The 20,738-nt window shown below is 41.6% G+C and carries 16 protein-coding genes and 1 other annotated feature; of the genes, 1 reads left to right on the top strand and 15 read right to left on the bottom strand.

The window, feature by feature from the left end; genetic code table 11:
• Nucleotides 1-130: 130 nt before the first annotated feature.
• The 14 genes from BUB77_RS05845 to BUB77_RS05790 all read right to left on the bottom strand — a co-directional run bounded on the left by BUB77_RS05845 (nt 131) and on the right by BUB77_RS05790 (nt 19,133).
• Nucleotides 131-3,232, bottom strand: coding sequence for an alpha-mannosidase (locus tag BUB77_RS05845; RefSeq protein ID WP_073273787.1), 3,102 nt, complete (start codon nt 3,230-3,232; stop codon nt 131-133).
• Between the two features lie 9 nt (nt 3,233-3,241).
• Nucleotides 3,242-3,358: a hypothetical protein gene (locus BUB77_RS29365; protein ID WP_139241113.1), complete on the bottom strand. Its 117-nt coding sequence runs from the start codon at nt 3,356-3,358 to the stop codon at nt 3,242-3,244.
• A gap of 92 nt (nt 3,359-3,450) precedes the next feature.
• A complete protein-coding gene (locus tag BUB77_RS05840) occupies nt 3,451-4,434 on the bottom strand; it encodes a glycoside hydrolase family 130 protein (protein WP_073273785.1) in 984 nt (327 codons plus the stop codon).
• Nucleotides 4,435-4,478: 44 nt separating this feature from the next.
• Nucleotides 4,479-4,619, bottom strand: a complete 141-nt coding sequence (locus BUB77_RS29805; RefSeq protein ID WP_170866592.1) for a hypothetical protein — start codon at nt 4,617-4,619, stop codon at nt 4,479-4,481.
• Nucleotides 4,620-4,840: 221 nt separating this feature from the next.
• Complete coding sequence (locus BUB77_RS05835) at nt 4,841-6,337, bottom strand: ABC transporter substrate-binding protein (protein WP_073273783.1); 1,497 nt, start codon at nt 6,335-6,337, stop codon at nt 4,841-4,843.
• Nucleotides 6,338-6,426: 89 nt separating this feature from the next.
• A complete protein-coding gene (locus BUB77_RS05830) occupies nt 6,427-7,353 on the bottom strand; it encodes a carbohydrate ABC transporter permease (RefSeq protein WP_073273781.1) in 927 nt (308 codons plus the stop codon).
• A gap of 30 nt (nt 7,354-7,383) precedes the next feature.
• Complete coding sequence (locus BUB77_RS05825) at nt 7,384-8,343, bottom strand: ABC transporter permease (RefSeq protein ID WP_073273779.1); 960 nt, start codon at nt 8,341-8,343, stop codon at nt 7,384-7,386.
• A gap of 392 nt (nt 8,344-8,735) precedes the next feature.
• Nucleotides 8,736-10,142: an alpha-L-fucosidase gene (locus BUB77_RS05820; RefSeq protein ID WP_073273778.1), complete on the bottom strand. Its 1,407-nt coding sequence runs from the start codon at nt 10,140-10,142 to the stop codon at nt 8,736-8,738.
• 113 nt (nt 10,143-10,255) lie between these two features.
• A complete protein-coding gene (locus BUB77_RS05815; RefSeq protein ID WP_073273775.1) occupies nt 10,256-13,261 on the bottom strand; it encodes a glycoside hydrolase family 2 TIM barrel-domain containing protein in 3,006 nt (1,001 codons plus the stop codon).
• A gap of 199 nt (nt 13,262-13,460) precedes the next feature.
• Nucleotides 13,461-14,483 carry a LacI family DNA-binding transcriptional regulator gene (locus tag BUB77_RS05810; RefSeq protein WP_073273773.1) on the bottom strand — a complete coding sequence of 341 codons (1,023 nt, stop codon included), beginning with the start codon at nt 14,481-14,483 and terminating at the stop codon, nt 13,461-13,463.
• A 417-nt stretch (nt 14,484-14,900) separates the two neighbouring features.
• Nucleotides 14,901-15,860 carry a D-2-hydroxyacid dehydrogenase gene (locus BUB77_RS05805; protein WP_073273771.1) on the bottom strand — a complete coding sequence of 320 codons (960 nt, stop codon included), beginning with the start codon at nt 15,858-15,860 and terminating at the stop codon, nt 14,901-14,903.
• Between the two features lie 123 nt (nt 15,861-15,983).
• Nucleotides 15,984-16,994 carry a tryptophan--tRNA ligase gene (gene trpS, locus BUB77_RS05800; RefSeq protein ID WP_073273769.1) on the bottom strand — a complete coding sequence of 337 codons (1,011 nt, stop codon included), beginning with the start codon at nt 16,992-16,994 and terminating at the stop codon, nt 15,984-15,986.
• A gap of 120 nt (nt 16,995-17,114) precedes the next feature.
• Nucleotides 17,115-17,361: a binding site (T-box leader), on the bottom strand.
• A 65-nt stretch (nt 17,362-17,426) separates the two neighbouring features.
• Nucleotides 17,427-18,044, bottom strand: a complete 618-nt coding sequence (locus tag BUB77_RS05795) for an HAD family hydrolase (protein ID WP_073273768.1) — start codon at nt 18,042-18,044, stop codon at nt 17,427-17,429.
• Nucleotides 18,045-18,149: 105 nt separating this feature from the next.
• Nucleotides 18,150-19,133 carry a C39 family peptidase gene (locus BUB77_RS05790; protein WP_084123937.1) on the bottom strand — a complete coding sequence of 328 codons (984 nt, stop codon included), beginning with the start codon at nt 19,131-19,133 and terminating at the stop codon, nt 18,150-18,152.
• Between the two features lie 288 nt (nt 19,134-19,421).
• Between BUB77_RS05790 and BUB77_RS05785 the strand changes: the two genes are divergently transcribed.
• On the top strand, nt 19,422-19,901 hold the full coding sequence (locus BUB77_RS05785) for an S-ribosylhomocysteine lyase (protein ID WP_073273766.1): 480 nt from the start codon (nt 19,422-19,424) through the stop codon (nt 19,899-19,901).
• On the opposite strand, the gene BUB77_RS05780 is transcribed toward BUB77_RS05785, so the two are convergent.
• Complete coding sequence (locus tag BUB77_RS05780; protein ID WP_073273764.1) at nt 19,898-20,635, bottom strand: hypothetical protein; 738 nt, start codon at nt 20,633-20,635, stop codon at nt 19,898-19,900. The two genes, BUB77_RS05785 and BUB77_RS05780, sit on opposite strands and share 4 nt — an antisense overlap.
• Between the last annotated feature and the right edge of the window lie 103 nt (nt 20,636-20,738).

Raw genomic sequence — 20,738 nt, 5'->3', positions numbered from 1 at the left:
TATCATCCGTCATGAATGTTTATTTTGCAACAGCCCTTCTATAGAACTCAAAAATATTAAATCAAATATTGAATGGGGTATCATAAGTCTATCAAATTTAATGAGGTTAACTTATTCACCCGAATCAATATTAATTCGTAAATTTGACTTTATAAGTCTTTATCTCGTAAGGTTTTATCTCAATATCGAATCCATCCTCTGTTTTAGGAACTGCCTCAATTACCTCTTCAATCAGATTGCATTCCTCAATGGATACAATCTCCGGTGCCATAGCAAGGCTGATATGCGCTTTCGTCAGGGCATTCTCATATTCGTAGATACGAAGTATAACACCAGCTCCGTCTTCTGCCTGTTTCACAGTCTCAATCATAACATTGGGTTTATTAACGGATACGAAAGAGAACGCCGCACCGGGGTTACCACCCTTCACTGCGTAGGCCGGCTGATTAAGCTTAGCTGCTTCAAAAACGGTACCGGCAGCTCTCCAGTTCTCAGCATGAGGATAAATGGCATAGGTAAAGTAATGCTCTTCCTGGTCTGTCGCAGGGTTCGGTTCAATACCGGATTTAATAAGGGTAATTGCCATATTGCCGTCTTTTACCGAATGACCGTACTTGCAGTCATTTAACAGGCTGACACCATAATGACCCTCGGATAAATCAATCCATTTATGTCCGCAGCTTTCAAATCTGGCAGTATCCCAGCTGGTATTGCTGTGTACTTTCCTGGTCAGGTTACCGAATTGAATGTCAAAGGAAGCTTCATCGGAGTGGATATTAACAGGGAAATGCACTTTTAATAAATGCTGGTGTTCTTTCCAGTCAACATAAGTATTGAACTCAATTCTTCTGCTGTGGGCGTAGAAATATATCTTCTGCCTGATAACAGAGCTACTGATATTTCTCTGGATTTCCAGAGTTGCACGCACCTCTCCGATTTCCGTCCATTCCATGCGGAAAATATCCGTTACATCCCAGAATTTTTCCGTATAGAAAATATCAATATCCCAGTTATCATAATAAATCGGCTTGTCTTCATACATGCGGAAGAGATTTCCCTGCTGCCCGTCCTGTAATACCTCACGGTCGTTTTCTTTATCATAGATGGAAGTAAATAAGCCCTGTTCATCAAGCTCTATGGTGTAATAAGGTGTTTCCAGGTGATTGCCCTTTAAGTAAAAAGGCTTATCTCCTTCCTTGCCGGTTACGGTTTCAAAAGTCTTGCTGCCCTTTGATGGTATTCCTTTTAAGTAAGCAACAGCGCCATCTGCTGATTTTTGTACCGGATAGATATTTCCCTCTGTATCCTTTAAAGCCTCTGCATTGATATCACCCAGATTTACAATATCATCACGAAGGAATCCCAGGGTGTTATATACGGTTACCCCTTCTCCGTCACCTGTTAATTCACTTAAGCAGTTATGAATGGCAGCTCCGGCCTTTTCTGCCAGCTCTGCATATTCCTTCTTTGTAACCTCATATACCTCTTTGATAGAGGAGCCGGGTAAAATATCATGGAATTGGTTAAGCAGTACTTTCTTCCACATGGCGTCAAGCTCTTCTGCCGGATAGGGTACCTGGTTCTTCAATGACAGAACGGAAAGCAGCTCCAGATCCATCAGCATAAGCTCGCTCTTACGGTTGGAACGCTTATTTCTGGCCATGGAAGTATACGTTCCTCTATGGTATTCGAAATAAAATTCTCCTTCCCAAACCGCAAGCCTCTTATTATCCTTTACACGATTAAATAATTCCTCAAAATAAGTTCCTGCAAATTCCTGGCGTACTTTTGGTATGCCGCGCACCCCTTTTTCCATACGGATGGAGGTCTCCAGCATTTCCCTGGTGGGACCGCCGCCGCCATCTCCGTATCCATAGGAAATCAGAATGTCATTGTTAATATCTTTGTTCTGGTATCTCGTCCAGCCGCCCATAATGGAGTCAGGATGAAGCATACCGTTATAGGTAGTAAAGAATTCCTCCGTACTCTGGCCTACTCCAAGAGTCGTAATAAGGTGGGTAAAGATTTGGGTTCCGTCGATTCCTTTCCAATACATGGTATCATTGGGTATCTTATTAAACTGATTCCAGGCCAGCTTGGTAGTCATAAAATAATCAATGCCTGATTTCTTCATGATCTGAGGAAGTGCTCCGGAATAACCAAAGACGTCAGGAAGCCATAATACTCTGTTATCAACGCCGAACTCTTCTTTAAAGAACTTTTTGCCGTGCAGGAACTGGCGCACCAGAGATTCCCCGGAAGTAAGGTTACAGTCAGCTTCTACCCACATGCCGCCTTCCGGTTCCCATCTGCCTTCCTTTACTCTTTCCTTTAATCTGGCATAAAGCTCCGGATATCTTTCCTTCAGGAAATAATACAGCTGGGGCTGGCTTGACATAAATTTATAATTCGGATATTCCTCCATCAGCTTTAATACCGTGGCAAAGCTCCGTCCGACCTTCTCTCTGGTCTGTTCCACCGTCCACCACCAGGCAACATCAATATGGGTGTGGCCGATACAGGTGGCAATGACATCCTCATAGCCTGCCATGTCCTCATACAAAGCTTTTTCCAGATATGCATCCGCTTCCCCCAGTGAATCATAGAATTCTTTGGAGTAAGGGTTCCTAAGATCCAGCAGGTTAATACAGTTATTTAATACCGCCTCAATATCTCTTCTTACTTTATCATCCTTTTCCATACGGGTAAAGGCGCTTAAAGGAACACTGATATCATAATAGAGCTTCTCAATTCTCGGATCGATCTCCAGCATTTCTACTATCAGGTTGAATTCACTATGCAGTGTTCCCGTATAGGATTGCAGATCCAGGTGATAGGTCTTACCTGAAACAGCTTCCTTTGTCAGAAGAACTCTCCTGTGATTCATATCAATTCCCTGAGTCGCTGTATTGTCAACGTATAGCAGGAACTGCGGATTTTTGCCGTCATCCCATTCCTCTATCTGGGTTTTTACATTCATCCATACCGCTTTGCCTTCCATAGACTGAGGTACCGTAAATTCCCCGCGGAACCAATAGTGTTCGTCAGGCCCGTACCAGTGCATGGTCTTACAATCAAATTGCTCCCATTCTGCCTTTGCTTCCTCGGCATCCCTGGGATACACATAATTACCCTTCTTATATTTCCAGTCATCTACCGGAACTTTTTGAACTACTGACAGTTTTTTTAATTCATCACAAATCACACGAATTCTCTTATCTAAAAATACCATAGACGCCTCCTATGCCCGTTTCTTAATTTTAGTATACTGGTTTAACTGCTTCTCCAGTTTATCGCTTAATGTAGATTTTCCACTGGCACTGCCTCCGGCAATTCCTATTATGTATGGCTTTTTCATAATACGTATCCCCACATCTTCTATTATTTTCCTTCATTATATCATGTATACAGGATGCCTCATAATAATAAATTAACGGATAGTTTCAGAAGTTACACATCCTCCATGGCTGCCATCAGCTCATCAACGGTTGTAAAAGCCAAACCGACTACGGTATCGGCACCGCCATAATAAATTGCAATTCTTCCGGTTTTTTCATCGGTTAAGGCTGCACACGGGAATATGACATTGGGAACATCCCCGGTGGTTTCATATAATTCCTGAGGAGCCAGGATATAACTCTTTGTTCTTTTCTTTACCTTCCAGGGGTTATCTATATCAAGCATAGCACAGCCCATACGGTAAACGAAGCCGTTGCAGGTTGCCAGTACACCGTGGTATATGAGCAGCCAGCCCTCTTCCGTTTCTATGGGAGTAGCTCCGGCGCCAATCTTTGTTGCCTGCCAGCCGGAAGCCTCGAATTGAGTGGTTCCCATAACATAACGGTGATGTCCCCAATATTCCATATCATTACTTTGGCTGTAGTAGATATCTCCAAAGGGTGTATGTCCGTTATCACTGGGGCGGCTTAACATGGCATATTTTCCGTTAATTCTTCTCGGGAAAAGAACTCCGTTTCGATTAAAGGGCAGGAAAGCATTTTCCAATTGGACAAAGGTCTTAAAATCGAAGGTATATCCAACTCCAATGGTCGGTCCGTGGTACCCATTGCACCAGGTAATATAATACCGGTCTTCCATATAGCAAACTCTCGGATCGTAACGGTAAACTTTCTTAGTGATTTCTTCATCCTCACCGGTGAATTCAATTGGTTCGGGATTTATGTCCCAATGGATTCCGTCTTTGCTAAATCCTGTATAGATATCCATGGTTACGGCTCTGCTGTCGCATCGGAACACGCCTGCAAACCCACCCTCAAAGGGTACTACCGCACTGTTAAATACGCTGTTTGATGTCGGTATCGCTTCTCTTCCGATAATAGGATTTGCATTGTATCGCCATACGGGATGCTGGTACCCTTCCGGTTTATCCTGCCACGGAAGATTATTATTTTCTCTTCCAATAATTTTATTCATATTTTATTCCCATTGTATATCGCAGGCAAGCCTGCGATACTGCCTTAAATAAAAATGAGTGAAAGAATCTGTAAGTGGCATCCTTTCAAAATGTTATTTTCTTTCACTCTTGCTCCCATTGCATACCGCAGACAGGTCTGCGGTACTGCCATAAATAATGGAATGTGAAAGCGCTTTTCTTTCACACTTCCTCCATTATGCTATCAAGTACCGCTGCTCTATGGCGTTTTCAGTATGATCTATCTTACAATTGGTTTTCGTGGAACTAAATATTCCAATGTATTTTCAAGGGTTCGAAATTTCCGTTTTTACCTTTCTCAGACATTAAACGGGCCATTGCAAAATTTCAACGCGAACTTTCCGTCTGTATTTTGTAACAGCCCGTTTAATTTTAATAACCTATTAATTATTTCTTATAATATGCATCAATCTGACTCTGTACTTCTGAAATAATTGTATCAATCCCGCCTGCTTTTAACTCTTTTGTGATTTTTGACACGGACTCTGCCGGATCAGAAGCACCTGTTAAGAGCTCACTCTTATATTTGTTATATACTTCCCTGCAGTTAGCAAGTTCGTTCTGAATCTTGGAGGTATCTGCATTAAATCCTAATAAAACGGAAGGTTTTGCGCTTTCGTTTAATTTCTTAACTTCATCCCATTGATTTACTGTATCGGTTGTCAGCTGAGATACGGTAAAGAATGTTCCCTGTGTATATCCTGCCATCTTCCAGTCTGAATTAATCTTATCGATTTTGCCGTCATCCGTATATTTAAAGTTCTCTCCCTCAACGCCATAATAGAAAGCGTCTCTGACCTTCGGATCCAGGTTTACAAGCTGTAAGAATTCCAGGCATTTCTCAGGATATTTGGAACCGGAATAAATAGCATTCACAGAACCACGTACTGTTTCATTGGATACGATTGTGTCGTTGATCTGAACAGCGTCTGCTTCCACACCCATGTTAGGTCCCCAGGTAGTTTTAGCAGCAGAGGGCCATCCCTGTGCAATGCTTACACTCTTATAAGTAGGAGATTCAGAGGTCGTAGGTGCATCTGAATTGATAATGCCGTCTTTATACCAGCTGTGAAGAGTCTTCAGCTGTGATAAAACATCTTCCTGTTCCAGTGTATTTACTACTTTGTGGTTCTGGTCATCAAATTTTACACCGATGGCAGGAATTCCAAGGCCTACGCCATCATATAAGCTCGTAACCATGCTAAGTCCGTTCTGATCCATAGGGAAAGCAGGTGCACCTTCACCTTCGGTAATTTTCTTTAAAGGCTCCGTAAGAGCGTCTAATGTATGGATATTTGAATAATCAATGCCATACTTGGCAGCCATTGCCTTATCCCATACGATATAATTAGACATAGAGGAATCTTTGTAAGTAGGAATACCGTAAATGCCTCCGTTAACGGAAACAGCACTCCAGTAGTTTTCCGGAATATATGAATATAAATCAGGAGCGCTTGTTTTAAGTATATCTTTCATATCATAGTAAGCTCCTAAAGCAACATCGCTGGAAAAGTTACTTCCATCCGTGAAGAGAATATCGAAATATTCACCGGAGTTAACGATAATATTTCTTCTGTTTCCCCAGTCTCCCCAGGATACAACTTCCATGTCGATGTTAACGCCAATTTTCTCCTCCAGATAAGGATTGATTTTAGCCAGCCATGCATCGTAATTATCCGGCATACCGCTTCCGACAGTAATCCACTTTAAGGTGACTACCTTATCACCGGAAGTGCTGTTATCTTTTCCGTCGGGTGTTGTGGTTGCTGCTCCGTTGGCAGTTCCCTGATTGCCGGAATTCTTTGTATTCTCTTTGGAGCATCCGGCAAAGATTGTACTGAGGATAAGTACGAGTGATAGTAACAAAGCGATTTTTCTTTTCATAAAAACCTATACCTCCTATTTTGTTTGATATTTATTTATTAAAGTATAAATACTTTTATAAATCTTCCTAATGCTGCAGGCAATCAACTTTACCCTTTTACTGAGCCAATAGTTAATCCTGAGACGAAATACCTTTGGAAAAACGGATAGGCACATGCAATGGGCACTACAATCAATACTGCAATTGCCATTCTTGCCGACTCCCCGGGAATCATGTTCTTATACTCCTGAAGGGATAAGCCCGCAGAAGGGTTGTTCGCCAGAAATTCCACATTCTTTTGAATATTGTTCAATATAGCCTGTAAGGACATTAAGCTGCTATTGTTTATATAAAGGGAAGACTGGAACCAGTCATTCCAATAACCAAAGCTCAAAAACAGTCCGATTGTCGCTAACAGAGGCTTGGAAATAGGAAGGATGACCTTTGTATAAATACTCAGCTGATTGGCTCCGTCTATTTTCGCAGCTTCTACAATGGAGTCCGGTATACTGGTCTTAAAGAAGGTCTTGCATATGACTACATTGTAGGAGGACACCGCCAAAGGAAGTATCAATGCCCAAATAGTATCCTTTAAATGCAGGATATTTATATTCACTACATAGGAAGCCACCATACCGCCGCTGAATATCATGGGAATAAACACGACCCAGGTCAGAAATCCTTTTAGTTTGAACTCAGCTCTGGATAAAACATATCCCATGGAAGAGGTAAGTATCAGACCTATTATTGTTCCCAATATGGTAACCAGCACCGAAATCCCGAAAGCGCCTAATATGGTATCCTTCTCATTCCACAGGAACAAATAGGCGTCAAGAGAAAAACTCTTAGGAATGAACTGGTATCCCCATTTTGCAATGGATTGCTTTGATGATACGGATATCATGATTACAAACAAAAAGGGAACAATGGCTACGGAAGCACAAATGATAAAAATGATATTGAATAAAAAGTTTGTTGGCTTTGAAATTCGATTTAATTTGTAATCTGATTCTTCTTCTTTATTTTTTCGAAACATCTTTCTTCACCTTCCTCTATATTGTCATGATTAAATAATCGCATACTCGTCATCCACTTTTTTAACAATCCAGTTAGCTAAAAGAATAGTGATACAGCAGGCGGCAGATTGTAAAAGTGACGTTGCTGATGTCATACCAATCGGTGCATTGGATCTTATTGCGTTGTAAATATAGGTGTCAATGGTTGACGATACATTATAAAGGGAAGCCGGTATTCCTCTTGTCACCTGGAAAAAGAGTCCGAAATCAGAGCTGAAGATACTTCCAATATTTAAGATGAACATCATGATTATGATTGGCTTTAAAAATGGTATGGTAATAAATTTTACCTGCTTCCATTTTGTAGCGCCGTCAATAACGGCAGCTTCATAATAGGTCGAATCAATTCCTGTTATACTGGCCAGATAAACAACGGTTCCATATCCGACGCCCTTCCACATCTTCATAAATATTAGAATAAAGGGCCAGTATTTCGGTTCCATATACCATTGGACCGGTTCATGTCCAAAGGCTTCCAGTATATGATTTAATATTCCTTTGTCTGCACTGAGGAATGAGAAAACAAAATAGCTTACGACTACCCATGATAAGAAATGAGGAAAGAACATACAGGTCTGGTAAACCTTGGATTTAAACTTGCTGTGCACCAGACTGAGCATGACTGCCAATGTTACCGGTATCAGAATACCTAATATAACAAACACGATATTGTACAGGATCGTATTACGCAGCAGGATTGCAAAACTGTTGGATTTAAACATATATGCGAAATTACCGGTCCCTGTCCAGGCACTGTGATACAGATTGTATAAAAACCCCTTGCCGGCGGTAATCCTGTAATTTTTAAAAGCAATTATTACACCAAACATAGGTAAATAACTAAATAATACATACCATACAAAGGTAGGCATAGCTAACAAAGATAATTGGGTATCATCCTTGGACCAGCGCCTTCTTTTTATTCTTTTCTTTTGGGAATCTTTTTTCATATTAATACCTCTGCCTTTCATAATCTGTAAACCACGCAACAAAATAAACAATACGGCAATAATGTTAATCAAACAACAATCGAATATAACAACCTATGTATTACTATAAAGAATTTTTACTTAACATTTATATTAACGTATTTTTCAAATCGTTAACATCATTTTAATCTATAACCCTCTTCATGTCAATATGATTTTTAAAATTATCACTAAAAAATTTTGTTTTAGAATTTATTTTATATGTTTTTCGCCCAATCTTTATAAGCCCAACATGGACAAGAATACTTTTTTATGCATATTCTATAATTGTTTCCATTTACTATATGGTAGTATTAATGTTTATTTTATTTAACGTATGTTGCCTAAAATATCAATAATTTGAATTTATTATCTTAATATATCCCTATAAACCGTATAACCGGAGCTGCACGGTATTCACTAAAAACAATTTTCAATGCCGTAATTCTGGCCGGGGTTATCTCGCATATCTTTTTATAGCCAATGGTAGTTCCGCTATAAATCCTGCGGCTGACATGCTTTTCGTCCTCCGCCCAAATTTCAAAGCCCTCCACTCTCTGGCTCTGCCTGATTTGCTCCTGGAGTATAACATATTGAATTACAGCGGGTTCGTTCAGTGTTATATCAATTTCACAGGAACTGCAATTATCAATTGCCTTCCAGTATGCTTCGTCCTCCTTTACAACATTATGAACATCACTTCCCGGCTCCGATGCTGATGCTTTTAATAAGGCTTGTTCCCCATAGTTCTTTTGAAAGGCTGTCCTGATAAAGCTTCCCAATTCCGTCAGCCGCTCTTCATCAAACCGTGCAATATACCCGTCCTTATGAGGCGGTATATTTAGCAGCAATACGCTGTTTCCCCCCACAGAATTAAGATAAATATGCTTTAAATGGCTTAAGGGCTTTACAAGGTGGTCTTCTGATGGATGATAAAACCATCCGGGACGGATAGATACATTCACCTCCGCCGGATACCAGATCAGCTTATCTGCTTTCTTTACAATATCCCGGCTTCCAAGATTTCTCGTCTGTTGATCCAGCCCCTGCTTTCGAAATACAGCATTATCATCCTTTTGAGAATTCTCCATAATATCCGATTGTGAGAAAACCTCCGCCGGTACAACGCTCCATTCAGATTCCCTGCAATCACCGGCTTCATTTCCGCACCAGCGCACATCCGGTCCGCATACCGAAATAACCGCTTCCGGCTGCAATTTTCGTATCAAATCATAATAACGTTTCCAGTCATATTCCTGTTTTTTACCGTTTGCTCCTTCACCGCAGGCACCATCAAACCAGACACTATATAGTCTGCCATATCTTGTTAACAATTCGGTCAACTGTCCGCAGAAAAAATCATTGTATTCCTTCCCGCTGCCATAAGCAGGTTCATGCCTGTCCCAGGGCGATAAATAAATCCCCATTTTAATTCCGTATTTTTCACAGGATGCGGCTAGCTCAGCCACAATATCCCGTTTCAGCGGACTGTGCATGACCGAATGCTCCGTATATTCCGTATTCCAAAGACAAAAGCCGTCATGGTGCTTTGCCGTTATAATACATGTCTTTATTTCCGCCTTTTTTAATACTTCACACCACTGGTCCGTATTCAGGTCCTTCGGGCAAAAGAAGGATGCCTCCTCTTTTCCCGTTCCCCATTCCCGGTCCGTAAAGCTATTCATCCCGTAATGAAAAAAAGCCGTATACTCAAGCTTCTGCCAATTGATTTGGTTTTCATTGGGAACAATTGATACCAACTCTTCCAAAAATGATTTCATAAGTGTATTCTCCCTGCTTTTTGTTTTTTTATGTGGCCGCTGATTGGCGTAGCCAAATTAAAAAGCCCTGTCACTTTCATACAATATGAAAGAAAGCGACAGTGCTTTTATTTTTACTTTATGGAGGCAGCATGAACGCCAAAGGAAAAGCGAAACTCCTTCTCACTAAGCCTGTACTTTTCGATTAATTCAGGTCCGCAGCTATGAGAACCAATGCCGCTGACCTTGTAATCCACTCTGACTATAGTCTGCCTGCCGCGTTCCAATTCATGGCTGTGGGCAGCTTTTGTCAACTGTTCCGAGCTATAGTGAGATATATTGCACTCAAATCCCTTTTCAGAGAAAAATTCTAAGGCAAGCCCTTTGTCATTGTGTACCTTCAGGTATTTCACACCGGTATGATTGCCATGCTCCTGGGGCATGATATAGGGAACATATTCCCCTGATACGGTAGAATGAAATCTGCCGGTTTTAACATGATGGCACATATCAATGTAATTTTCATAAGGTCCTTTTCCAAAGTATTCTATCTGTTCCATCTCCTCCGGTAAAACAAACTCAAACCCAAATCGCGGGAGCCATATGCAGTCCTTGTGTATTTTTACATCCATATCAATTGTTAAATATCCATGGGAGTCTATTGTATAGCATGCTTCATACCTGGCGAAGGGCTCTCTGGCAACTCCGGCAAGGCTTCCCGTTACGTTAACAGTAATAACCCCTTCCCCGCATTCTTTCCATTCCAGCTGATAACACTTGTGAAACAGCCGGTTCATATTCCAGGCGCTGATATTATCTGCAAACAGTCCCCACCGGTGTTTTATATGCCTGTCATTATCCGTCGGTGCTCTCCACGCGGTAAGCTTTGCCTCTTCCGTCAGAAGGTCCTGCCCCTTTGCTCTGATGCCAAGAAGCTTCCCTCTATTCTTGTCGAAGCTGTATTCACTGTCATCACTGCAATGGATTTTTAAAACATCCTTGTTTTCCTCTATCCGAAAGTCTGCCCGGGAGGCTTGGAGGTTTTCCTTATCGGCTTTATAAAACCAGCTGTCAGCTTGGACTTCAGGTAAGGCAAGCTGTACCATGGCAGTTTCATAACCTGCCTCGGCCCACCCGCAGTCATGAAGCTTTACCAGCGTAAGATTCAGAAAACAGCCCAGTCTGCAGTCAGCCGGAAGGCTGTACCCCAGTACTATCTCCTTGGACTGGTGAGGTTCCAAATCCAGAAACACTTCTCCCTGGTCCACCGCTTCCCCGTCCCTTGTCAGTTCCCATTTTAATCTGAATTCTTTCAGATTGGTAAAATTATGCAGATTTGTTACAATAAGCTTACCGCAAGTCCCCTCTACCAATTCTGCTTTCATATATTGGTAGGCAGCTTTTGCTTCCAGGGAGCCGGCTTTCAGGCTTCGGTCTGCAAAAACCAGACCATCCGCGCAGAAATTCCCGTCATGGGTAGCTTCCCCGAAATCTCCGCCATAATAATATTTTCCATCTTTTAGCACCGTATGGTCCGCCCATTCCCAGATGCATCCGCCAATCAGCCTTGGATAACGGTAAAACACATCCATATAGTCTTTTAAATCTCCCGGGCCATTTCCCATTGCATGAGAATATTCGCAAAGAAAATACGGACGTTTATCCTTCTCTTTCCCTTCCTTCTCCAGGGTCTGCAAGTCCACATACATGTAGCTGACAACGTCCACACAGGGAGGATTATCCACCATATTAGCTCTTTCGTTATGTATTAACCTGACCTGGTCCCTGCTCCTGATCCATTCACACATTTTGTCATAGTGAGAGCCATAACCGGACTCATTTCCCAAAGACCACATAATAACGCAGGGATGATTTTTATCCCTTTCAACCATCCTTCTTATTCTTTCCAGCAAAGCTTCTTCCCACAGCGGGTCATCCGTAAGCCAGTCTTTTGCATAGGCCTTGTATTCCCAGCCCGTTATCTTGGAAACAAAGCCATGCATTTCTAAATCCGCTTCATCCACAACATAAAAGCCATATTGATTGCATAATTGCAGGAATTCCGATGTGGGCGGATAATGAGAGGTACGTATTGTATTAATATTTAACCGCTTCATTGTAATAAGGTCTTTGCGAATATCCTCCAGTGACATTACATGCCCATTGGTCGGATGGGTATCGTGATGATTCACGCCTTTTAGCTTCACCGAGGTACCGTTGATAAGCAATTCCCCTCTGTTCGTTGCTGCAATCGTCCGGAAGCCTGTTTGAATCGGTATGAATTCGTCTTGCATCTGAAATACCAGGGTATACAGATTGGGGGTCTCCGCCGTCCAAAGCCTGGGATTATCTACTGTAAATGTAACTGCACCGTCAATCACTTTTTTCTTCTCAATAAGAATACCATCATCATAAAGGCTGCTCCACACAGGTTCCTCTTCGCCGTCATTTTGATAGTTAACGGTATTGATTCTGGCTGTAACACTGGACAGATCACTGTTTATCTCAATATCCCTAATATGATTTCTGCCTCTGGATAGCAGATACACATCCCGAAAGATGCCGGATAACCGAAAGAAGTCCTGGTCTTCCAGATAACTCCCGTCACACCATTTCAGCACCTTGACCATTAACTCGTTATCACCCTCCTTTAGAAACGGAGTTAACCGAAATTCAGCCGGCATATGGCTGCACTGGCTATACCCAATCTCCACACCGTTCACAGAAAGATAATAGCAGGAGTTAACTCCTTCCAGCACAAGATAGGTCTCTCTTACCAGCCAGTTTTTATCCACATGAAATATTCTTTTATATACCCCGCATGGATTATCATCCGGTACATAAGGAGGATCTACAGGGTGCGGATAATTTACATTGGTATAGTATGGCTTATCATACCCATACATCTGCCAATTCGACGGAACCGGAATACTGTCCCACTGTTCAATTACATCCGGTACCTCGTAATATTTCTCATAATACTTAAACTCCCAGGTACCATTCAATAATTCATAAGCGCCAGATTGCTCCTTAATTCCCTGCAATGCCGTATCCATGTTATGATACGGAATGAAATACGCTCTTTCCTTTTCTCTGCCTTTTTGCAAGAATTGCGGGTCTTGCCATTCTGTTTTATTCATAGCAACCTCTTTCTAATTCTTAAAAGTAAAATCATTTTTTCAATATCACAATATTATTAACATTATTAACATTTAAAGCAACATTTTAACGTAATATTATCACAATCTGAATATAATGTCAAATAAACTTAGACAAAAAAAAGCCCTGGAAAGAGTACTTTTTATCATTTTTGTACTTTTCCAGAGCTTATCCCTAATATTATATGCTGGTAGAATTCCTATAGATGACCTTTGTGCGTATATAGGTTATCTCATAGGGATCTTCCAAATTATCTATCCGGTATAGCAGCTGCTTTGCCAGGCGCTTGGCAATTTGAGAATTATTAACCTGAACCGTCGTTAAATTTTTTGTATATATGAACTCATTATTATCATCATAACCGGACACGGCAACATCCTCCGGGACCCGATAGCCATGGCTTTCCAAATACTGTACCAGCATATTTGCAGCATGGTCATTTACACATACAAACGCATCCGGCAGCTGCTCTATCTTGTTCATAAATTCCTCGATTATTTCAACATATGTTTTCACTGTCATGTTGCCGGTATAACAAATATTCGGCTCTATTGGTATTCCCATCTGATACATTGCCGATACATATCCTTCATATCTTTCCATATTGGTTTTTGCATATTGTATATCACCAATAAAGCCGATACGCTTATGTCCCTTATTGGCCAAAGATGTAACGATTTCCTTAATACTATCCCTGCCTTCCAGAAGCAGAATGTCACCGTTTAAGGATTCAATTGACATATCCGTAACAATATCCAGAAATACCTTTGGAAGTGACAATTCATTCAGCAAGCTGAGGGCAGTCTTATCATATACATTCATAATAATAATTCCCTGAATACTCCCATCCATCAAAGACTGAGGCAGTATATACCCGTCCGGAATCTCTGCCGGAAGGTAAGTGTACATTAAACCAATTCCGGTATTAGAAAATTCTTCTGCCAGCTGATGAATAATTTTCATCCAGAATACCGATGTTTCCGGACGTGATACTACCACCGATACCAATGCCTGTTTCTTTAAAGGAAACGAAAAACCTGCTTCCTGCAATTTAGATGGTTGAAAGTTCAGCTCGGCTGCACATTCCAGCACCTTCCGTCTCATGTCCTCTGAGACACCCTCTTTATTATTAAAGACTTTCCAGACTGTTACTCTGGAAATATTCAGTAAGTCAGCGATATCCTGTATTTTTGCTCGTTTCATCCAATATAAACCCTTTCATATATGTTCCAGATTTGATTCCTTTTAGGTAATTAATGCAAATGTGTGAGATTATAGCAAAATCTCATCAAAAGTTTATATATTATTTCTTTTTCTAATTCCCCCTCATACTTCTTCGATTTTCAACGCTGATTTGTCATTATGTTAACACGTTTTTGATAACATTGCAACATTTTTAACTTTTGTAAATTTCAACCTTGGAGCCTTTAGGATTATAACTGTTTTATTTATATATGGGTGATATATCAAAGCTGCTGAATTGTGCCCGCGAAATCCTCGGCACAATTTTGCGGCGTTCTGGAAAGGCATGGGGAGTTGATTGAAAATGCCACAATAATAAAGCCTGCAGTAATACATAGCTATCGATATATGTATTACTGCAGGCTGAAATATAAACCATCACTGTTTCACAATATTCCGCTCTTCTCCTCTTAAGAAAGCCTTCATGTTTTCCAATACTTCCTCCACACACCGTTTTCTGGCTTCTACAGTTGCCCAGGCGATATGGGGGGTGATAATGAGCCTTTTGCTGTCCTGTATGGCAAGCAGCGGATTATCCGCAGCCATTGGCTCCTGCCTTAATACATCCAGCCCTGCTCCTGCAATCCAGCCCTCCGACAAGGCTCTGTAAAGGGCTGCCTCATCAATAATCTGCCCTCTTCCCAGATTTAAAAGGAGGGCTGAGGGTTTCATTTTGGAAAGAGCTTCTTCACCTATCAGATTTTCCGTATCCTTATTTAAGGGTGCATGAATGGATATGATATCCGATTTTTTTAAAAGGGTGTCAAAATCCACTCTGGTATATTCCTTATTTTGATTCCTGCCGGAGGTGGAGTAATATACCACCTTGCAGCCAAAGGCCCCGGCTATGCCGGCTACACCCTTTCCGATATCTCCCAACCCTATGATTCCCCAGGTCTTGCCGTAAAGCTCATTGAATTTCTCATCAAAACAGCTGAAAATATCGCTTCTTACGTAGCCTCCTGATTTTACAAAAGCATCGTAATGGCTCAGCTTCTCATAAAGATAGAAAAGCAGTGCAAAGGTGTGCTGGACAACTGACTGTGTAGAATAGCCCTTCACATTGGCCACAGCAATTCCTCTCCCATTCACATAAGGAAAATCAACCATGTTAGTCCCGGTACCCGTGATGCAGATCAGCTTTAAATTCTTTGCTTCCTTCAGGTTTTCTTCCTTCATGGGGATTTTATTGACCACGAGTATGTCAGCTTCCTTTATCCTGGTACTGTTCTTATCTGTCTCACTTTTATTGTACTTAATAACTTCTCCCAGGGAATCGAAGATGGATAAATCCACATCATCACCTAATGAATCGGTTTCCAAGAAAACTATTTTCATAAACTTCTATCCTTTTTTATATCAGCATTCTATGGAGTGGCATTGTCATTTAACTTTTGACATTTCTTAATACTACGTGATTTATGTCTTTTAGTTTTTTGTAATTTACCCTGTTAATTCTTTTTAACGTATTCTTTCAGGAAGTCCGATTTTTTTCTGTACCTTTCTCAAGGTCTTGGTCGCATAATAATTGGCTTTTTCTGCGTTATCCTTAATGATGCCGTCCACATAAGCCTTATCCTTTGTAAGTTCCTCCATCCTTGCATGTATGGGACGTAAAACGGTATTTACAGCTTCTCCTACTGCCAGCTTAAAATCCCCATAGCCTTTACCGTCAAATTCCTTTTCAACTTCAGCAGGCGTCTTGTCGTTAACAGCAGAATAGATATCAATAAGGTTCTTGATTCCGGGTTTATCGTCTGTATAGCGGATTTCATTATCGGAATCCGTTATTGCTCTCTTAAATTTGCGGATAACGGTATCCGCATCATCCATCAGGTAAATTGTTGCATTGACATTCTCATCGGATTTGGACATTTTCTTATCCGGCTCCTGAAGGCTCATGATCTTTGCTCCGATTTTTCCGATGTAGGGTTCGGGTATGGTGAATACATCTCCATAGATACTGTTGAAGCGCTCCGCAATGTCCCTGGTTATTTCCAGATGCTGCTTCTGGTCAATTCCAACGGGAACAACGTCTGTCTGGAATAAAAGGATATCCGCTGCCATAAGAACCGGATAGGTAAAAAGGCCGGCATTGATATTGTCCGCATGCTTGGCTGCCTTATCCTTGAACTGGGTCATCCGGTTTAATTCTCCCATATAGGTAAAGCAGTTTAATATCCAGCTGAGCTCTGCATGCCCTGATACGTGGGACTGATAATAAATGCAGTTTTTAACCGGGTCCAGGCCGGCGGCAATATAAAGGCTCAGAAGGGTTCTGGCCCTCTTTCTCAGCTCTGCCGGATCCTGCCTTATGGTAAGGGAATGAAGATCCACCACACAGTAAAGGCACTGGTATGCCTCATCATTATTTAATGCAATCCAATTCTTTAAAGCTCCCATATAATTTCCCAGGGTAATGTTCCCTGTTGCCTGCATTCCGCTGAATAATACTTTCTTTCCGTCTAACATTTTAATCTCCTTTCATAAAACCAAATCTCCGGTTTGATATGCCTGAATTATCATACAAGCAGAAATAAGTTTCCTGACATAAAAAGAACTTTTGCCTCAGCATATTACTGTTGTAATATTTACTGGGACAAAAGTTATAAGCTTCTGCGGTACCACCCGGTTTGGCGCATAGCGCCCTCTTATTTCATATACATAAATATATGCTTCGCTGATAACGGATGAAGCTCCCGTCGGGCATTACTTGGAATTCTCCTTTCCTCCCGAGCCTATAAGTCCATTCATGCAGAATCTGCTGCCGGTTCGCATCCTTCTGCCGGCTCTCTGAAAGCAGATAAAACTGATTACTACTCTTAATCATTGGCGTTATTCATTTCTTTTCCTGCTTTTAGTATACCCATTTAACCAATATAAGTCAACCAAAAATATATGCCGTTAAAAATTTAAAAGCTCGGCAAAGCTGTCGATTTCCCTGTCACAGTCCTTTACTTCCCCGAAACCGTATCTGGCATAAATAAAAGGCACACCCGCCTTGCCGGCTGCTGTAAAATCTCCCAGGGTATCTCCTACATAGACCGGATTCTGCAGGGCATTTCTAGCTACAACGCTTTTTATATTTTCTGCCTTTAACTGTCCGCTTCTGCCAGGATATTCAAAATCCGTAAAGATGTCCCACAGCTTATGGGCATTTAAAAAGCACTGGATGTATCCCTCTTCGCAGTTGCTTACAATAAAAAGCTTATATTTCTTCTTCAATTCCTTTAATGTATCGATCAGTCCGGGATAGAGTATCCCTCCATCCTTTTCCAGATATGGACACTGCTTTATTACGCTTTCTCTCATAATAGCAAGAGCTGTTTCTTCCTCTGCACCCGGCAGCAGTCTGACTGCTATCTCCTCCAGCGGCAGTCCATAAAGGGCCTTTAACTTATCCGCTGTGATAATATCCTTTACATCACCGAATTTCCTGGCTTCCTCTTTCCAGACCTCTGCTGCTCCGTCCGTTGCATCCCACAAGGTCCCGTCTAAATCAAATATAATGCCATCCCACATAATGCTCTCCTTGAATTTAATCTTTTGCTTCTGAGATTTTTTAGTTTCTGTTATAATGTACCAGTACTGCCTTTGCATAAATTTCGAATGCAAAGCAGTACCAGGTCATACTTCATTTTTTAATACCCATATACTCTTTATCTGATTCTCAAGCTGGCTATAAGTCCACTCCTGATTGCTTCGGTACAGGCAAAAAGGATCATTAACCTGAAAGCCCTTTTTGTTATAACCATATATTACGATAAAATGCCCTGCAAGTGTAAAATCCCCCTGACCCATGGAACATATCAGAAAGCCTCCTTCATCGAGACTTTGCTCCATCCTTTTCTTATCCGATGGAATCATTTCAGAGTTGATTTTATATTCGGCAGCACCTTCCGTCATCAAAGACCATTTGGTGCCTGTTCCTTGCAAATAATATCCGTTATTCATGGCAAAATCAGCTATATTATCGGGGGTTGCCTCCTGATTATGGGTCAAGCCTACAATAACCATAGAAAGTGCTGTTGGTCCACATCCGCTCACAGCTATCATACTTTCATTTCCATAAGTAAACGCTCCCCAGCGTTCATCCCATTGCAAAAAAAGCGGGCATTTTTCTTTTAGTTCTTCCTTTGAAATGCTTCCTTTTCCGGAATCTCCCGACAGACTTGGATAATTTGCAACAAAAGAAGCCATTTCAGGGTTGTTTGCTAAATCTTTCAGCAATTCGTAGGGGTATTCATTCATCTGATTGAGAATTGTCTCATATCTCTCATCCTCTGACAGAGATTCTAGCTTCTGCATTACTTCCTCTTCAGAATAATCCTCAGGAGCAGCTACCGTAATTTCTCCCTCCTGCGTATTCATCATATTTCTGGCTATCTGTACCGGATTTTCTGCTTTCCCTATGCCGGCCCCGCTGCCCGGGTCAACTGTGTCCCGGCTGGAAACACTGGCTATTGTTTGGTCCATCTTCCCTGAGCCAACCATATAACCCGCAAGGTATGCGAGTAAAATTCCTAAAAATGTCAATATCATCCGGCGGCGTCTTCTTTGCTTTCTACGCAGCTGCCTCATCCTTTTTTCATTTATATTCTGGTTATCCATCGTAGATCAAACCTGTCCCTTTTTTCTGATAATAATCTGCATTTATCGCTATTTATTATTATATTACATCGATTAGGCCTTATCAATAAAACATTTTCTTAATTCTATATTACGAACTTTCGAAGGCCCTTTGTGCTAGCAGCTCGCGATACCGGTTCCGGATATCTAATTTTTTCTTTCATCCGCTTCCCTGTTATGCTATAATATCCATGATATCTTAACCGATTGTCATTTTTACTAACTGAACTTATGATAACAAAAAATATAGAAAGTTGAAAGGAGAATAATATGGAACAGATTGCAAGCTTTACCATAGACCATCTGCGGCTGCTGCCAGGAATCTATGTATCCAGAAAAGACAAAGCAGGCGCTGAGACTCTTACCACCTTTGATATCCGTATGACAAGGCCGAATTTCGAGCCTGTTATGAATACTGCAGAGGCCCATACCATCGAACATCTTGGAGCAACCTTCCTGAGAAACCACCTGGCTTTTGCCGACAAGACGATTTACTTCGGTCCGATGGGCTGCCGTACCGGATTTTATCTTATCTTAGCGGGAGATTATCAATCCAGTGAGATTGTTCCGCTAATTACAGAGATGTATGAATTTATCCGTGATTTTACCGGAGAGGTACCCGGTGCCGCGGCTATTAACTGCGGTAATTACCTTGATATAAACCTTTCCATGGCCAAATATCTGGCGGACAAATATCTCAGAGAGGTTCTGACGGATATTGATGAAACACACCTGACCTATCCGGTTTAGGTCTGTTCCTCTTCTGCCAGCTGAGCTACGGCTGCTTCTTCTGCCTCCAGAACGGAAAGAATGAAGCTCCAGCCATCCGTTTCCGGCCACGGAGATGCCTTTTGTATCTGGTGGTACAATGCCGAATTATTTCGGATTGTTTCAATTGGAAGCTCAAGCTGCCGCCGGGCAGCGAGAAGCTGAGGAATATTTCTTGTGGAGCAAGTCAGGGGATTAGCCCATTCAAAATACCGAAGTAAACGAACCCGCTCTGTGCAGCCGCGCTGCTTCCACTCTTCTCTCTTGCGTTCCCAGCCGGCAAGACTTTCCACCTGGGCCAGTTCAGGGAGGATATAGTGTTCCAAATCCTCCCTGATATGCAGCACTATATCCTCCAGATTCATATCCTGGGGCTGATAATTTTTATATCCATCAATCTGGTATTCCATCCCCCTCCGGTAAGGATGCAGATATCCCATATCCGGCAGCAGAACTGCTTCGGAAATGGAGGTGTACTCCATCCACCATCCCTTTTTAATACTCTCTGTCACCTCTCCCTCAAAGGCCATGATTTCAAATCCGAAGCAGTAGCCTGTAACAGTCGAGTTATAGTGGGAGCCTTTCAGGCAAAGGGCAAGGCAGCAGTTTCCCCGCTGGGAATAATAAACCCTCCCGGAGCTGCGATACCCCGCTTTTTTTAATAAGGGTTTTACAATCTCTTTCAGAACCAGATTCTTTTTTTCTTTTGAAGTCATTTGTATTCACACTTTCTAAGCCTTCCGGCTTCTTTTTCTGATGGCTTGTCACTCCTATTGGTTATATTTTTCCCTTCCCTGAATATAGTATAATGATAAAGCA

Origin of the sequence: Anaerocolumna jejuensis DSM 15929, from assembly GCF_900142215.1 — a bacterium.
GTDB classification, from domain to species: domain Bacteria; phylum Bacillota; class Clostridia; order Lachnospirales; family Lachnospiraceae; genus Anaerocolumna; species Anaerocolumna jejuensis.
The sequence above is the reverse complement of the archived record's forward strand: the minus strand, read 5'-3'. Positions and strand labels throughout refer to the sequence as shown.

Bases quoted from the DNA above. Each gene is read 5' to 3' on its own strand.
- BUB77_RS05830 (WP_073273781.1), bottom strand. From the start codon at position 7,353: ATGTTTCGAAAAAATAAAGAAGAAGAATCAGATTACAAATTAAATCGA.
- trpS (WP_073273769.1), bottom strand. From the start codon at position 16,994: ATGTTAGACGGAAAGAAAGTATTATTCAGCGGAATGCAGGCAACAGGG.
- BUB77_RS05840 (WP_073273785.1), bottom strand. From the start codon at position 4,434: ATGAATAAAATTATTGGAAGAGAAAATAATAATCTTCCGTGGCAGGAT.
- BUB77_RS05815 (WP_073273775.1), bottom strand. From the start codon at position 13,261: ATGAATAAAACAGAATGGCAAGACCCGCAATTCTTGCAAAAAGGCAGA.
- BUB77_RS05845 (WP_073273787.1), bottom strand. From the start codon at position 3,232: ATGGTATTTTTAGATAAGAGAATTCGTGTGATTTGTGATGAATTAAAA.
- BUB77_RS05820 (WP_073273778.1), bottom strand. From the start codon at position 10,142: ATGAAATCATTTTTGGAAGAGTTGGTATCAATTGTTCCCAATGAAAAC.
- BUB77_RS05785 (WP_073273766.1), top strand. From the start codon at position 19,422: ATGGAACAGATTGCAAGCTTTACCATAGACCATCTGCGGCTGCTGCCA.
- BUB77_RS05810 (WP_073273773.1), bottom strand. From the start codon at position 14,483: ATGAAACGAGCAAAAATACAGGATATCGCTGACTTACTGAATATTTCC.
- BUB77_RS05805 (WP_073273771.1), bottom strand. From the start codon at position 15,860: ATGAAAATAGTTTTCTTGGAAACCGATTCATTAGGTGATGATGTGGAT.
- BUB77_RS05780 (WP_073273764.1), bottom strand. From the start codon at position 20,635: ATGACTTCAAAAGAAAAAAAGAATCTGGTTCTGAAAGAGATTGTAAAA.
- BUB77_RS05835 (WP_073273783.1), bottom strand. From the start codon at position 6,337: ATGAAAAGAAAAATCGCTTTGTTACTATCACTCGTACTTATCCTCAGT.
- BUB77_RS05795 (WP_073273768.1), bottom strand. From the start codon at position 18,044: ATGTGGGATGGCATTATATTTGATTTAGACGGGACCTTGTGGGATGCA.
- BUB77_RS29365 (WP_139241113.1), bottom strand. From the start codon at position 3,358: ATGAAAAAGCCATACATAATAGGAATTGCCGGAGGCAGTGCCAGTGGA.
- BUB77_RS05790 (WP_084123937.1), bottom strand. From the start codon at position 19,133: ATGGATAACCAGAATATAAATGAAAAAAGGATGAGGCAGCTGCGTAGA.
- BUB77_RS05825 (WP_073273779.1), bottom strand. From the start codon at position 8,343: ATGAAAAAAGATTCCCAAAAGAAAAGAATAAAAAGAAGGCGCTGGTCC.